The organism is Calothrix sp. PCC 6303, from assembly GCF_000317435.1.
In the GTDB taxonomy this organism is placed as follows: domain Bacteria; phylum Cyanobacteriota; class Cyanobacteriia; order Cyanobacteriales; family Nostocaceae; genus PCC-6303.
Window position 1 is genome coordinate 4979969 of record NC_019751.1, and the last position, 16664, is coordinate 4996632.

Sequence of the window (16664 nt, forward strand, 5' to 3'; positions counted from 1 at the left end):
GATCGCTACAGATATGATGCTGATACTTCGCCACGTAAAAATCTTTGTTTTGAGCCGTTTCCACATAAGTCAGTTATCAGTTATCAGTTATCATCTAGAGCCAATGTTGTACTGCATACTGCGGCTACAGAGCTTGACTGAAAAAAATGCTAGCCGTAGTGAGTCAGGTATGACGTGAATGGTGAGAGATTTGAAGTTGCTAGATAACTCTTGGAATTTACAGATTTGGGAGATTGATTAATTTCTGTTGTTCATCCCAACTGTGGCTAAACCTGTATCGGTGTGTGGATTGATGCCTGCAACTTTGAACATTACGCTCCAAGCTTCGGCTATCTCAGGATTACTAGCAGATTGTATTTTTTGAAGTTCGATTAATGATGCTAAAGCATCATACCAGTATCCTTGCTGAAAGTTTTGTGATACCTGCTGTATTTTATTTGACTGGGCTAATTTTTGCTGGAATTTGAGGTCAATATCACGGTATTCTACCCAGCCACCAACCACTATATCTTCAGTGCGATCGCTCTGATTGCAGACTACGGCAAATGCCCAATAATAAGGTGTGTTTTTGGCTAGTGAGGGGGCATTATGGGGAATTTCTAAGTTTAATAATCCAGGTTGCTGAAGGGGGATATTAGTTTGATAAATTCCTCGCATTTGGGCATCAAATAGACTAAATTCGCCAATTTTGGCTTGGGAGTTGGGCAGGTTCACCCAAAATTTAGGTCGCTGAACTTGGGTTAATCCAATTTGATTTTTGGGACTTAATGCTGCTAAACTGCCCTCTAAACATTTTTTCTGGTTCGTTCGAGATCCCCCTCCTGCTGTTCCCCCCTTTGGTGCATCCTTTTTTGGTGGTGGTTCAAAGTCAGAGTTTCCAGCTAAAGCTTGATTAGAAATATTAGATACTATCAGTACTGATAGTATTATTACTGAAAATATCTGTCTTAGGGTAGATGTTTTTATATGCATGATTAGAAATGTGATCTATTTTTCATTTCCGCAAATACATTATGCTTTTTATTAGAGCCAATTGCCAACCATGATGAAAGATGCCCAGTGAAAAGGATGCTTAAATTCAGGTTGCTGAAGTAGGTAAAGCTGTGCCTGACGAAGGGCAGCACTCTTTGTTAATTTTTGACTCAGTAAGTGATTGTAAAATTCCTGCATGAGTAAAGTTGTTGATGTATCGTTGACTGTCCAAAGTGATGCAAGGGTACTACGTGTACCAGAACGGGTGGCAACCCCAGCTAAACCTAATGTGGCACGGTTATCACCTTTGGCGGTTTGACAGGCACTAAGAATAAGTAAGTCTAAGGGTGGTGCGTCTAATTCTCTCTCGCTGAGGAGGGTATTTAGTTGTTGAGGGTTGAGTTTTTGATTCCAAGTCAATATGAAGGTATCTTCAACTTGAGAACTAAATTGGGCATGGGTGGCAAGATGGAGGATGGAAACGGAGGGAGTTTTTAATTTTTTCTGGAGATTATTAACGGTAAAGTTCTCGTTGAGGAGAACAGTTGCTGAAATTTTGCTCCTAATTGTCTTAATTTCTTCCTCAACACCGGGTAAAGCATCTAATTCTTGGTGTGGCTTGCTAATACCAGCAAGAACTGCTTTTACTTGGGATAATCGCCTAGGCTGGGAGGGGTATATTTCTAAGCTGGGGGCAATGGCAATTTGATATTTTTCAACTAGATATTTTTCGCCATCATGTAATGCTGCCATGGGAATATTACGGAGGGAGCCATCTAAAACGAATACTAGGGTATCTATGGGTAAATTGGCTAATTGATTTGCAGCATCTGCAATTAACCAGGTATAAATTTGCTGTGCAACTGCTAATCTTTCCTCTTCAAAAGAGGTTTGCCGCATGGATTGCCGCATCCGGTTAATTGCCACTTCTACCTCTGATTGGGGGATGGAGGTAGCATAATGGTGTAATGCTTGATTGGGGATTGAGAGAATTACTTCTATGCGATCGCGTAAAATAATTGGGTAGATAATCGCGGCATGGGGATCTATTTTTTCTACCGAAATAGGTTTGATTTGGTTGCAAGCTTGGCGAAAATAATTAGCAAGTTCGGCAGTTTGTAATGCTTCGATGGTTTTTCGGGCTTTAATTAGGTGTTCTTGATTGGGTTGTTGCAGTAGTAAGTCTACAAGTTGACGATAAACTGGTTCGACACTGCTGCGAAAGGAAAATTGCACGTCTTGGTTGACTGCAACTAAATCTTGCCGCAAAGATTGGAGAATATTTACAGCTTCGGTGTAATTAGCAATCGCCTTAGGAATGTTATTCGTGGCTTGCTCGATTCTACCTATTTGCCATTGCCATTGATAAATAATATCATCAGCCCTTTTTTTTTCGGCTATGTTTATGGCTTGCTGTGTTAATTTTTTTGCATCTTCCCACTGCTGAGTTTGTTCATACAAATGTCCTAAGCGTCCCAAAGCGTAAGATTGAGCGCGCAATTCTCCTATTTTTTCTGCTTCTTGGTTAGCTGCTACTAAAATTTCGGCAGCAACAGAATTTTCTCTATTATTTAACTGAATTAAGACTTCAGCAAATTCAATCTTGGTATATATACTTAATTGAGTTTCGGGTAAATTCAATAGAAGATTTTGAATTGGTACAATTAGCTTTTGAGCGTCTGCTAATTGGTGCAGTTGAATTAGGATTCCCATCTGCTTAACTAAAGCTGGTAATCTTACAGAACTATTGGGAAGTGCAGTTTGTTGATAGTAAAATAAAGCCTCTTCTAAAAATCCCCTTGCTACCGCCAAATTTCCCAACTGAAACCGAACTAAATCTCTATCCTTGGGCAAATCTAACTTTTGCGTCAATTCTAAACCCTGTTGTAAGGTGCTTTGGGCAGCTGAAAAATCCCCCGTCAATCGTAAAATATTCCCAAAATTCAGCAAACCAGACACTTTAAGGGGGGAATCAGGTTGGTGATTTAGAGTCTTGGACACCCGCTTTAAGATAGAATGCGATCGCTGATAGAAACCAAGGCTTTGCCAAGCTTTCGCCTGGTTGAGTTGTGTGCCAATTTTTCCGGTGATATCTCCCAACTTTGAATAAAGCTGTTCAGATTCTTGCCAACTTGTTAAAGCTGCCTCTATTTTTCCCTGTTCAAATAAAGTATTTCCTTGATGATTTAAGTTTTGGGCAGTTGTCAACTTAGGAACATTAGCAAAACTGGGAATGGAGAATGCCAAAAAAGCCAGCAAAATGCACCAAAAAAGTTTCATGAATTAGTATCTACACAGCTTTGAGTTTTATTTGCTACAGTTTTTTTACTACCTAACAATCTTACCTTCCCATCACTACCAATAGTCCAATCTACCGCCTCTACAAAGGTATTAGATTCAGAAAAATTTTCCTCACTTCTGTTTTTCCCTCGTGTATCAACCCAATTAGGCGTATTATTTATAACTTCACTTGGACTTAATGGTAAACCAGAACGTCCAGAATTGACAAAGCTGTTGGTACGGCTTTGAACCGAACAAGTCTGCGTTACTTGTTGAGAAAGATTGAGAAATTCACTAGGTAATTCCACATTACCCTGACTGGGATTAATGCCTAAAGTTTGAATATCAACTACTCCATCGACACCTAAATCAGAACTGGCAGTAATATCATTGCCCGATGTTAAATCTGGATGATATCCTAACCCAAAGATGCCTTGGGAGAAAATGCGGATATTTCCCCCCTGTCCTTGATTAGCATTGGCGATGATATCGTTATTTTCGCTAGTTAGAGCCACAATGAAGTCAGAGTTAATATTTATGTTACCACCGCTACCAGTATATTTGGCAGCTGCGGAAATCTGGCTATTGTTGGATAAAACCAGGAAACCGCTAGAAATATTGATGTCTCCCCCTCTCCCACTAATAGTTTCAGCAGTAATACTTGCTTGTTTCAAGGTAAGATTATCCGTTTGGAATGTGAGGTTTCCGCCATTCCCAGAACCTTGATTATCAGTGGAAATAGAACCATTATTTAATGCTTTAAACAATGGGGAAAATACATAGATATTACCGCCCATCCCACTAGAATTTGCACCTGTATCTGCAAACAATCCGGCATCTTCACCAGATATAATTATGCTTTGGCTAGCGTTAATTCTCATATCTCCAGCATTACCGCGACTGGAAGAACTAGTTATGAGTTGCCCACCATCTACAATTTTTAAGGATTCTGCACGAATAGCGATCGCACCTGCATTCCCTTCCCCATTACTGCCTGCGCTAATTTTACCTTGATTAAACAAGGATAACAAACCAGTATTGATGTTGATATTGCCACCGTTACCCACTGCACCATTCCTAACCTGAGTGGAAATTTCGCTAAATACAGGTGACGCAAATAGATTAAAAATACCATTCAATTGCACCTCATCACTCACATTAAGGGTGATGTCACCAGCATTCCTCTCACCCACTGAGTTGGGAAGATAACCAAAAATTGAGCCGTTATTATCCACTTCACTGCTAATACGTGAGCCATTTTCTAGGGTAAGCGATCGCGCTTTAATATTAATATCCCCACCATTTGCCATAATATCTGGGGCAACATAGCTATAAATCCCACTCAAATTAGATAAAACAATCCTATCTTCCACCTGAATATCGATATTCCCTGTGATGCTATTGCCAGGAGTACTGACAACTAAACCTGAACCGTTCTTTAAATATAGATTTTTCGCTACTAGCAGAATATCATTTCCCCGGCTACCTGCGGCTCTAAAGCGTGTATTGGTGGTTAAACCAGAAAAATCAAAAATAACATCTCCCGTAGCTTTAATCACAATTTTCCCAAAACTTGCGTTATTCTCTGTGACAGCTTCAATAAAACTATCTTCCACCAACAAAGAACCTGTTCTAATTGCAATATCTTCCCCCAGCTTACTAGTACGAGTCGAAGTATTTGTCAGTATATCCGTATTAATTAATTCGACTGACTTAGCATCGATCTCAATTTCAACAGCACTATTTATAGCATTAGTGAACCGAAGATTATCTTCTGCCGTCAGGGTCAGCTTACCATCTACAGATCTCATCGAACCCGTACTACTGATATTTTCACCGACTAAAGTTAAATTTTTTCCAACCACCAAATTACCAGCATTTTCCACCTTACCTGCGGGACTTTTTCCCCACTGCACACCAACGGGTACACTAAAAGTTAAAAGCGGGTCATTCTGATTTGTTGTCGCACTAAATATCTTTCCATCCGCAAATTCCCAGCTGTTAGCTGTACTCACAAAAAAAGAACCAGTAATATTCAATGCCGCATTTTTACCAAAAAAAATTCCATTAGGGTTAAGTAAAAATAAATTGGCATTACCAGCAACACTAATCAATCCGTCAATATGGGAAGGAAAAGCACCCGTGATTCTAGTAATAATATTTTCAGTAGTGGTTCTACCTGTAAAAAGCGCTTTCTGTCCCTGTTGAACCGAGAATCTTTCTAAGCTATGGAACAAATTCGTACCAGCAACAGTTCCTCCCTCAATTATGAGTCCGTCACCCTCTGTAATCACAATTGAGGGATTTGGTAGCTTATTATCGGGTATAATTTCTTGTCCTAACACGGCTGAAGTCATGCCCAGGACTTGATAAATACACAAAGTAGGCAATAAAAGCGTTTTTGGCGATATCAAGTCAGAATAGATTGACATAATACTCAGTATTAATACTTGCTATCAATGATGCTAATATATCTCATAAAATATCTATTACGCACGATTTAATCATTCTCATGTGCAATATATGACTTTAACGCACAATTTTATGCCATTCATCTCAAACTTAAACCTATTTTAAAGATATTATTAATTTTCCTAAGCAATAATTTATCTTGTATTTATGCATTTATCACACAACAATCACATTTTTATCAGATGATTCAGCCATAATGAATTTATAAAAGACTAATTAATGGTTCTACCGATCCCCTTATGGAAATTTAACACTAAAGTGCCAAGATAATAAGCAGCGTAATCTAAAATTTGCGAAATTACGGAAACCATATCCTAATCTTTTGACTAGCTTCAACTTATTATTAATTCCTTCTACAGTGCCACTAGTTGTTCTTTGTTCAAAATAACCAACTATATCTCCAAACCATCTAAAAATTGTTCTAATAGTTTTCGGAAAGTATAAACTCGAATCATACATCCAATCTAATAATTTTAGTACCCCATCGCCCCATGATTCAGCAGTGTTAAATATATTTCTGAATTTCTCTTTTAACTCGTGCATTTTTGATAGAGTTGGAGATACATTTTGAACTGCTTTTAGCTTTTCTTTTTGAGTCTCATTTAAAGAATCTTCGTTTTTCAACAAGCTATATTTACTTTTTAATAATCCCGCCAATATTCGATCTCTATCTAATTTATTCTTGAGGGAATTTGCTTCTTTTTTTTGCTGTTTACGCGCTGCATCTAATTCATCATTTACCTGTTTCATTACATGAAATCTATCAATAGTTACTTCTGCATTTGGCATCAACTCTTTGACTAAACTTTTATATGGTTTCCACAAGTCTATACTAACTTCTTCAATTTGCTCTAAAACCTCATTGCCCATACTCTGCAAAGCTTGAGTCATTTCTGATTGACGACGTGACTCAACAATATCAATTGGTTTTCTTCTGTCTAAATCTACCAATACTCCTAAATAATTACCTTGACCTTTAATTAAAGAAATTTCATCTATACCTAGACGCTTTATTTCACTTGTCTCAAAACTGATATCTGATTCTAAAGAATCTAGCATCGATTGAATTTCTGATTCACTTAAATCATTTCTCTCTGCAACACTACGAATGTTACTGTCTAACACTTGTTTCACTATTTCTATTGCAAATCTTTTAGTATATCCTCGTTGTTTATCGACAAAATCTAAATCCTCACTAAATAATTTTTGACAATTTTTGCACCTAAATTGACGACGATCAATTCTTAATATTACTTGCTGATTACTCCATGGCAAGTCTTTAATATTACGCCAATGATGCTGATGTATACTATGACTAGCTTTACCACATCTTGGACATTTAGAAGATTTGGAGTCAACTTGTATTTCTATGATTAATCCTAAGCCTTCAATATCTTGACAATTTAATACTTTTATCCCTGGTAAATTCAGAATTTGCTCTACGGAAAACTTCATAGCGAGCACCGAAAATTTAATTTATGGCTATTTTACTTGTATTCTCTCACAGATTTGGTATATTTAAAAATCCATAAACCTTTATCTAGCTTGAGTTGTAGCTATACATTCTTGTTAAGTTATAGCCATTTTTTCACATCTAAATATATTTTTTTTCATAAGGGGATCGGTAGAACCTAATTAATTTATAAATCATCTTGTTTGATTATCAGCAATGTATCAATACAAAATAATTATTAAAAATTTTATATCCGGACTTTTTATCATAAGTTTTTTGGGCGCAGGTTGTTTAACCGTACAACTTATTATATCTTTTCTTAGTTACACATATGCAAGCACTAATACGGATACAACATACCCCACATCGTTACCTTGGATAGAAACAAAGTCAGATTGTGAGCATCGTGGTCGAAAATGGCAGGATAATAAATGCTGGGATAAGGAACATAACATACTTTTTTAAATTTATGAAAACCATACCTGAAAAAACAAATTTTTATAACCACATAAAACATTCATTCATTCATTCATTCATTAATTAACATCTTGTTTAACCAAGTTTTAAAGCATTGACAGGAACTTCATCCCAAGAATTTACAGTTCTTAATATTGCAACCCAACCCCAACTTCTTTGAACATCAGTCAGATTTTTTTCAAATGACTCATGACATAATTTCGCTTCAGACTCACTGACAGTAGCAATACAAGCGTGAATCATTCCAGAAGAGTCAACTTGCTCATTAACCCAAATTTTCATACTTATCATATTGGATAAAGTTTATAAAGGCTATCTACATTGGTAAGCTAGTATGCATCTAAATTCATAGGTTCAAAATTATAAGCTTCGTAGAGTGGACATCTTGCCCGTCTTAATATACACAAATTAGAGGCTTACCCTGCTTATCAAATACTCCTTAGAATACAATATAACAAAATTAAATACTTATTAGAAAGCAAAAAGCATGTAAAAGCAAAGCCCCCTCCTATGATGTGTATAGGAAGGGGCTTTGGAAAAGAATAGACCTGGCGCCGAGCTATTTTGGCGGGAGGCAACCCTCCAACTATCGTTGCCGCAGTAGCGTTTTCACCTCTGAGTTCGGGGATGGATTCAGTGTGGTTCCACCACGCCATCAGCACCAGGAAATCTGTATGGTTTTGTTCTTGTTTTGGAAAAACCATGAAGACTGCATATAGAAGCGAATAATTAGTTAAGGTCAAAGCCTCGGTCTATTAGTACTCGTGAGCTACATCCATTACTGAACTTCGACTTCGAGCCTATCAACGGGTGTTCTTCCCGTGACCTTACTTACTTAAAGTAAAAAGAATACTCATCTTGAGGTGGGCTTCCCACTTAGATGCTTTCAGCGGTTATCCACTCCGCACATAGCTACCCAGCGTTTACCGTTGGCACGATAACTGGTACACCAGCGGTGCGTCCTTCCCGGTCCTCTCGTACTAAGGAAGGCTCCTCTCAATATTCCAACGCCTGCACCGGATATGGACCGAACTGTCTCACGACGTTCTGAACCCAGCTCACGTACCGCTTTAATGGGCGAACAGCCCAACCCTTGGGACGTACTTCCGCCCCAGGTTGCGATGAGCCGACATCGAGGTGCCAAACCTCCCCGTCGATGTGGACTCTTGGGGGAGATCAGCCTGTTATCCCTAGAGTAACTTTTATCCGTTGAGCGACGGCCATTCCACTCTGCGCCGTCGGATCACTAAGACCTACTTTCGTACCTGCTCGAGATGTATCTCTTGCAGTCAAGCTCCCTTATTGCCTTTACACTCGCCGCACGATTTCCAACCGTGCTGAGGGAACCATTGCGCGCCTCCGTACCTTTTGGGAGGCGACCGCCCCAGTCAAACTGCCCACCTGAAAATGTCCTCTGACCAGATTATGGTCATCAGTTAGAATCCTAGCTTCGCCAGAGTGGTATCTCACCGTTAGCTCCTATATCCCCACAAGGATATACTCTACGCTTCCCACCTATCCTGCGCAAGCCAAGCCCGGACCCAATTCCAGGATACAGTAAAGCTTCATAGGGTCTTTCTGTCCAGGTGCAGGTAGTCCGTATCTTCACAGACAATCCTATTTCGCCGAGTCTCTCTCCGAGACACCATCCAGATCGTTACGCCTTTCGTGCGGGTCGGAACTTACCCGACAAGGAATTTCGCTACCTTAGGACCGTTATAGTTACGGCCGCCGTTCACCGGGGCTTCAGTCGTCAGCTTCAGATATTTCTACCCTGACCAACTTCCTTAACCTTCCGGCACTGGGCAGGCGTCAGCCCCCATACTTCGTGATTACACTTCGCGGAGACCTGTGTTTTTGGTAAACAGTCGCCTGGATCTCTTCACTGCGACCCATATTGCTATGGGCACCCCTTCTTCCGAAGTTACGGGGCCATTTTGCCGAGTTCCTTAGAGAGAGTTATCTCGCGCCCCTTAGTTTACTCAACCTCCCCACCTGTGTCGGTTTCGGGTACGGGTAATTTATGCTTAACGTGCCACCGAGCTTTTCTTGGAAGCTAGATTATGCCACTTCCCCCGCCGTAGCAGGTCGTACTCATGCCTCAACTCAAGACGTTTTCTCCGTCTCTCAACACCTTGACACTTAAACCGGTAACCAACATCCGGCTGACATTCACCTTCTCCGTCCCTCTGCACAAACATAAATTAGTACGGGATTATTCACCCGTTGTCCATCGACTACGGCGTTCGCCCTCGCCTTAGGACCCGACTAACCCAGAGTGGACGAACCTGCCTCTGGAACCCTTGGGGTTTCGGGGTATTGGATTCTCACCAATATTTGCGCTACTCAAGCCGACATTCTCACTTCTATAAAATCCACACCTGCTTGCCGCTAATGCTTCTCTTCTTATAGAACGCTCCCCTACCACTTATACCTAAATACAAGTCCGCAGCTTCGGTACAACGTTTAGTCCCATTCATTTTCGGCGCAGGAGCGCTTGACCAGTGAGCTATTACGCACTCTTTCAAGGGTGGCTGCTTCTAGGCAAACCTCCTGGTTGTCTGTGCACTCCCACCTCCTTTGCCACTTAACGTTGATTTGGGGACCTTAGCTGGCGGTCTGGGCTGTTTCCCTCTTGACGATGAAGCTTATCCCCCACCGTCTTACTGGCTACATGTTCACTTGGTATTCTGAGTTTGTCTCGATTTGGTACCGGTCTCCCAGCCCGCACCGAAACAGTGCTTTACCCCCAAGCTATATTCGTAACCGCTGCGCCTAAACACATTTCGGGGAGAACCAGCTAGCTCCTGGCTCGATTGGCATTTCACCCCTAACCACACCTCATCCGCTGATTTTTCAACATCAGTCGGTGCGGACCTCCACTTGGTGTTACCCAAGCTTCATCCTGGACATGGTTAGATCGCCAGGGTTCGGGTCTATAAATACTGATTAACGCCCTTCTCAGACTCGGTTTCCCTTTGACTTCGCTACTTAATAGCTTAATCCACCAGTACCTATAAGTCGCCGGCTCATTCTTCAACAGGCACGCGGTCATCCGTTTAATCAGACTCCCACTGCTTGTAAGCTGACGGTTTCATGTTCTTTTCACTCCCCTCCCGGGGTTCTTTTCACCTTTCCCTCGCGGTACTTGTTCTCTATCGGTCACGCAGTAGTATTTAGCCTTACGAGGTGGTCCTCGCTGATTCACATGGAATTTCTCGTGCTCCATGCTACTCGGGATTCAACTAGTATCTTTCAGCTTTCGACTACAAGACTCTCACTTTCTCTGGTGCATCTTTTCAATGCTTCGTCTAACCTTCCGATTCCATCTCGTTGTCCCACTACCCCACAATGCAAGCATTCTGGTTTAGGCTCTTCCCATTTCGCTCACCACTACTTTGGGAATCTCTTTTGATTTCTTTTCCTCTAGCTACTAAGATGTTTCAGTTCGCTAGGTTCGCTCTTTCCACCCTATATATTCAGGTGGCAGTATTCTGGGTTGCCCCATTCGGACATTTCCGGCTCAACGCTTGCTTCCAACTCCCCGGAACTTTCGTAGGTAACCACGTCCTTCTTCGCCTCTGCGTGCCTAGGTATCCACCGTCAGCCCTTATTCCTTTGACCTTTTGTCTGTTTCCGATTTCACTCAATCACACTTGCGCGCTCTCAAGCTTCTCGTACTACCTACCTTTTTCGCTTCTATTATGCAGTTTTCATGGTTCTTTACTGAGTCATTACTCAGCATTCCGATTCATTAGTTCTTTGTCACTGATGAACTTAGGTGCTGACTTCAATCTCGGTTAGTTTTTACCGATACCGTTAATAGCTTGATTAGATTATATGACTTTTTCCTCGAACGACCTAGGAATGACCATCTTCATGTGAATTCTCTGGCTCTATTCATCCGAAGATTCATTGAACCTCATTCACTTCAAGTTGGGTAGGTCTCCCTAAAAGGAGGTGATCCAGCCACACCTTCCGGTACGGCTACCTTGTTACGACTTCACCCCAGTCACCAGTCTCGCCTTAGGCATCCCCCTCTGCAAGCAGTTAGGGTAACGACTTCGGGCACTACCAGCTTCCATGGTGTGACGGGCGGTGTGTACAAGGCCCGGGAACGAATTCACTGCAGTATGCTGACCTGCAATTACTAGCGATTCCTCCTTCATGCAGGCGAGTTGCAGCCTGCAATCTGAACTGAGCCACAGTTTCTGAGTTTCGCATCACATCGCTGTGTAGCTTCCCATTGTCTGTAGCATTGTAGTACGTGTGTAGCCCAGGACGTAAGGGGCACGCTGACTTGACGTCATCCCCACCTTCCTCCGGTTTGTCACCGGCAGTCTCCCTAGAGTTCCCAACTTAATGATGGCAACTAAGGACGAGGGTTGCGCTCGTTGCGGGACTTAACCCAACATCTCACGACACGAGCTGACGACAGCCATGCACCACCTGTGTTCCAGCTCCCTAAGGCACTCTCACCTTTCAGCAAGATTCTGGACATGTCAAGCCCTGGTAAGGTTCTTCGCGTTGCATCGAATTAAACCACATACTCCACCGCTTGTGCGGGCCCCCGTCAATTCCTTTGAGTTTCACACTTGCGTGCGTACTCCCCAGGCGGGATACTTAACGCGTTAGCTACGGCACTGTCCGGGTCGATACAGACAACGCCTAGTATCCATCGTTTACGGCTAGGACTACTGGGGTATCTAATCCCATTCGCTCCCCTAGCTTTCGTCCCTCAGTGTCAGTTACGGCCTAGCAAGGCGCTTTCGCCACCGGTGTTCTTCCCAATCTCTACGCATTTCACCGCTACACTGGGAATTCCCCTTTGCCCCGAACGTACTCTAGTCTTATAGTTTCCATTGCCCTTATGAGGTTAAGCCTCACGCTTTAACAACAGACTTTTAAAACCACCTGCGGACGCTTTACGCCCAATCATTCCGGATAACGCTTGCATCCTCCGTATTACCGCGGCTGCTGGCACGGAGTTAGCCGATGCTTATTCCTCTAGTACCGTCATTATCTTCCTAGAGAAAAGAGGTTTACAACCCAAGAGCCTTCCTCCCTCACGCGGTATTGCTCCGTCAGGCTTTCGCCCATTGCGGAAAATTCCCCACTGCTGCCTCCCGTAGGAGTCTGGACCGTGTCTCAGTTCCAGTGTGGCTGATCGTCCTCTCAGACCAGCTACAGATCGTCGCCTAGGTGCGCTCTTACCACACCTACTAGCTAATCTGACGCAAGCTCTTCTCTAGGCAGCAAGCCTTTTACCTCCCGGCACATCCAGTATTAGCCACCGTTTCCAATGGTTGTCCTAGACCTAGAGCTAGATTCTCACGCGTTACTCACCCGTCCGCCACTAACACCCTAAAGTGCCCGTTCGACTTGCATGTGTTAAGCATACCGCCAGCGTTCATCCTGAGCCAGGATCAAACTCTCCGTTTTGTTAACTAAAGTAGTTCTTTTTAGCTCTTTTGACTGATTTTTTCCCTCAGTCTGGGTTATATCTTTACTTCACCCGACCAAGTGCTATATACTAGCTTCCAAACTATATTATTTTCATGGTTCGATTCCCTTCGAGCCTTGCGCTTTGCGCTCCGCTTTTCCGGCACTTATACATACTAGCGGAGCCTCCCTTCCCTGTCAACTCTTTTCCTTATTCTTTTTCTCTATCTCCTTTTTTTTCGGCTCTTTTTTGATGGGTAAGGTTGTTTGAGAAGTCGTGAAGTCCCTTTTTCAAAGGGCTTCTAGTAAAGTGCTTCGGAGTAAAAGACTTCCAGAAAATAAAATATCTCTTGCTTTGTTTGGACATCTTGCCCGAAAAGACAGGCAGGGATCCCTTTTCCAGGATAAAAAGCTGGATAATTATCTAATTGGAAGTCCGTAATGTGATTCAAAGTAGACCCGAATACTGAAAGATTGCCTGAAACCAAGATTCAAATCTTGTGCCTAGAGCATCTAAGGAAAATTCCTGCTCTGCTTGTTGCCGACAATTTAGACGATTGATTGTGTTTAATTTAGATACGGCATTGACGAGTTGATATACATTATCTGGCTCAACCAGAAACCCGGTTTCCCCGTCCTTGATGATTTCCGATGGACCACCACGACGGTACGATATAACAGGAACTCCACAAGCTAAAGCTTCGATTGCTACGTTTCCGAAAGCTTCTACCCACCTTGGTGTCATGATCAATGCTGCACACTGACGAACTATTTCTTGCATCTTGTCTGTGCTTAAGAACCCCAGATACTCAATTGGTGCGTGGGGATATTTGTGGCATATTTGCTGCCAGTAAGATTCGTCTTGGATTTTTCCCATGATTTTGAGTTGCATATCTGTTTGGATGGCAACTTGCACTGCATCCTCTAAGGCTTTTTCTGGAGAAATCCTTCCTAGCCAAGCTAATTGCTGTCTGGGTTGCGAGCAAAATTTGTAAAGTGATAAGTCAATTCCGTTACTTAAATAGTATAGAGGTGAGTTTAAATTGGGAAAAGTTGCTGCTTGGGAAGCAGTACAAAACCCAATTGTGTGGGGAAACTTGTGTGATATTTGAGCAATAGTTTGATCTAAAGCATCTGATAGGGAACCCATGCTGACAATATGGGCAATGGGTATTGAGAAAAAAGGTGTGAGGTAAAAAGGCAACCAATCGTAAGCAAAGTTTACTATTAGATCGAACTTATTTTCTACTTGGCGAGCATACTCCCACATATTCGCTAATACAGAATTGACGGGTAAATTGATGGGAGTGCTGCGTTCTTGACTTTGGGCAATGATTTGTAAGTTTCCGGAAATTTGGGTGATGGAAAATCCATCTAGATGAGAACCTGAAGGTGCAACTATTTCTACACTATGACCACGATGGATCATGGCTTTTGCTGTGTTATGTATACTTAATTCTACGCCCCCACCTAATCCGCTACCGATTGCTCCTACGGGAGTTGAGAGGAAAAGCAGGTTGAATCGACGCTGTGGTATTAGATTATCTGGCATATCAAGAGTTATATTTCGGTTAGTTCTATTTTCTTTATTTTTATATAAACTCTGATTAAATTAACAATACCTTCGCTAAATCTAACATGGCATGAATAGAACTAAATCTGAGGATTTCTTAAAAGGCAAGGGCTTGGTTTTATGTAACCACTTAACTGATAGCAATTGAAATAGTTTTTGCGACAAATGGATGCTTGGTAACTCAGCGTTCGCTCATTTTTGACCCGAAAATTTAATTAACCCTTACAGGGCTTACAATCTAGACTCTACGAGCAATTTCAGCATTTTGAGTTGAAACAAGGTTTTAGCCATTTTTATGGTTTATACCCCTCTACGTCTTAAATAGATCCTTCTAGAAACTTAATAAAAAGGTAATATTTATTACCTTGTATTCCCTACTTATACCAATTGAAATAATGATTGCAACAAATGCAACGGTAGAGACGTAGCACTGCTACGTCTCTACAAATATCTATCTGTCGCGTTGTTTTTTCAAATCGGTATTACTTAAAAAACGCCCTTTTCTTTTTGAATTAAGGCTTTAATTCAATTTGGAGTTTAAAAATAAGCGAACGCACAGTTGGTAAGGGTGTAGCTTATTTTTTGACTTCGGAGTATGTCTACAGATGGCAGACTTCCAGAAAGAAAATAAAATATCTTCTGGTTTGGGTATCTTGCCAGAAAATATAGGCAGGGATGCGTGTTCCACAATAAACAATTGGATAATTATTTAATTGGAAGTCTCTTGTAGCATTTTTCAGATATTTTTAGAGGAGAGAATATCAATCTCTAAATCCTTCATTTCCTTCTATGGAACGAATACGGTTCATTTGTGCCAAGGCATATTTTGCAGTGGCTTGAACTTCGGCGTTGGGATCTTCTAGGGCATGATATAACATCTGACTGACTTGTGTCATCATGTCGTAGACGCGGGTTAAATCACGGATACCGTTTTGACGGACTTCAGGACTTTCATCTTGTAAGGAAATGGCTAAAGCGCGATTTATGGGTTTGAGTGTGCGGGTGCATATTTCGGCTAATGCAGCTAAGATTAAGCTACGTTGCTGAGAGTCAACGTCAATCATGAGATCAAGCAGGGGTTCAATTGCCCGTGAGTCTCCTTGTTGTCCTAAGTCCCAAACGGCTTTACGGCGTTTGTTGGGGTCTTGACTGCGTAAATCATTGACTAATTCTTCAACAATACTAACTTTTATCAGGCGGGATGTTTTTTCTGGTGCTAGTAGTTCGGTGTTTGATGAAGTTGGTAGATCTTGAGAATCTGGAATAGTGTCTATAACTTCTATGTTGTCGGAGTTTTTTTCTGTTGCTTCAAGATATTGAGGTTCAGTATAAGTTTCAACACGAGGAGCAAAATCTGCTGTTGATGCATAGGTTTTGTCGATTGTTTCGGCTTCTGCATCAATTACTTCTAAGGTAGCAGGGAGAAGTTTGGGTTTAGAAAATCGATTGATCGTGTATGCGATCGCGCCGCAGGTTCCGAGTACTCCAGAAAAAACTAAGCCCCACCATAGAATACTACTTTTCGTACTTTCTTGGGGCTTTTTTTTGACTTCCGTTGTGGGATTTGGGGTAGGAATTGCTGGTGTTTGCTGTTTAATTGCAATCGCTAACCGTTCACGAGTAGTCTTTCCGAGGATACCATCGGCGGGCAAACCTTGTTTTGCTTGAAAACGAGATAGAGAGTTGCGTGTGCTCACACCATAATTACCATCCACCACACCATCATAGAATCCCAATTGTTTGAGTTGGGTTTGTAAAGCTTCAACTTGTGAGCCGGAAGTTCCGATTTTTAGATTTATCGAATCACTCGTTTGAGGACTAGAACTAGGTGTTACAGTCGATTCAGCTTGGGCAAGTTTGAAATTTACAGCATTTGCTGAACTTGTATCAAGACCTAAACAAGCTAAACAGGCAATGATTAGTATGGAAGAACCGCATAACCGCATATCAGAAAAGTATAGCCAAGGGTGTGCATAAAAAGTTACCGATATCACG

Annotated in this window: 7 protein-coding genes and 3 rRNA genes; all 10 read right to left on the bottom strand. The window is 41.7% G+C overall.

The features are described from left to right. Positions 1–237 precede the first annotated feature (237 nt). Positions 238–972 (bottom strand): DUF928 domain-containing protein, encoded by a 735-nt coding sequence (locus CAL6303_RS20270; RefSeq protein WP_015199706.1) that lies wholly within the window; start codon positions 970–972, stop codon positions 238–240. 51 nt (positions 973–1023) lie between these two features. After that, a complete protein-coding gene (locus CAL6303_RS20275) occupies positions 1024–3252 on the bottom strand; it encodes a CHAT domain-containing protein (RefSeq protein ID WP_015199707.1) in 2229 nt (742 codons plus the stop codon). After that, on the bottom strand, positions 3249–5609 hold the full coding sequence (locus CAL6303_RS20280; protein ID WP_041739807.1) for a filamentous hemagglutinin N-terminal domain-containing protein: 2361 nt from the start codon (positions 5607–5609) through the stop codon (positions 3249–3251). Before CAL6303_RS20280 ends, CAL6303_RS20275 begins: the two co-directional genes overlap by 4 nt. A gap of 352 nt (positions 5610–5961) precedes the next feature. After that, positions 5962–7179 (bottom strand): ISL3 family transposase, encoded by a 1218-nt coding sequence (locus CAL6303_RS20285; protein ID WP_015196011.1) that lies wholly within the window; start codon positions 7177–7179, stop codon positions 5962–5964. Between the two features lie 550 nt (positions 7180–7729). Beyond that, positions 7730–7936 carry a hypothetical protein gene (locus tag CAL6303_RS20290; protein ID WP_041739808.1) on the bottom strand — a complete coding sequence of 69 codons (207 nt, stop codon included), beginning with the start codon at positions 7934–7936 and terminating at the stop codon, positions 7730–7732. Between the two features lie 264 nt (positions 7937–8200). Beyond that, a 5S ribosomal RNA gene (rrf, locus tag CAL6303_RS20295) occupies positions 8201–8320 on the bottom strand. 69 nt (positions 8321–8389) lie between these two features. Continuing rightward, positions 8390–11278 (bottom strand): 23S ribosomal RNA (locus CAL6303_RS20300). 329 nt (positions 11279–11607) lie between these two features. Continuing rightward, a 16S ribosomal RNA gene (locus tag CAL6303_RS20305) occupies positions 11608–13096 on the bottom strand. The 16S, 23S and 5S rRNA genes sit together here, the layout of an rRNA operon. A gap of 448 nt (positions 13097–13544) precedes the next feature. Then, entirely contained in the window at positions 13545–14648 is a 1104-nt protein-coding gene (locus CAL6303_RS20310) for a glycosyltransferase family 4 protein (protein ID WP_015199711.1), read from the bottom strand. Positions 14649–15430: 782 nt separating this feature from the next. After that, a complete protein-coding gene (locus tag CAL6303_RS20315) occupies positions 15431–16615 on the bottom strand; it encodes a peptidoglycan-binding protein (protein WP_015199712.1) in 1185 nt (394 codons plus the stop codon). Positions 16616–16664: the final 49 nt, after the last annotated feature.

Coding starts and splice junctions, on each gene's coding strand:
- CAL6303_RS20270 (WP_015199706.1), bottom strand. CDS start 972: ATGCATATAAAAACATCTACCCTAAGACAGATATTTTCAGTAATAATA.
- CAL6303_RS20275 (WP_015199707.1), bottom strand. CDS start 3,252: ATGAAACTTTTTTGGTGCATTTTGCTGGCTTTTTTGGCATTCTCCATT.
- CAL6303_RS20280 (WP_041739807.1), bottom strand. CDS start 5,609: ATGACTTCAGCCGTGTTAGGACAAGAAATTATACCCGATAATAAGCTA.
- CAL6303_RS20285 (WP_015196011.1), bottom strand. CDS start 7,179: ATGAAGTTTTCCGTAGAGCAAATTCTGAATTTACCAGGGATAAAAGTA.
- CAL6303_RS20290 (WP_041739808.1), bottom strand. CDS start 7,936: ATGAAAATTTGGGTTAATGAGCAAGTTGACTCTTCTGGAATGATTCAC.
- CAL6303_RS20310 (WP_015199711.1), bottom strand. CDS start 14,648: ATGCCAGATAATCTAATACCACAGCGTCGATTCAACCTGCTTTTCCTC.
- CAL6303_RS20315 (WP_015199712.1), bottom strand. CDS start 16,615: ATGCGGTTATGCGGTTCTTCCATACTAATCATTGCCTGTTTAGCTTGT.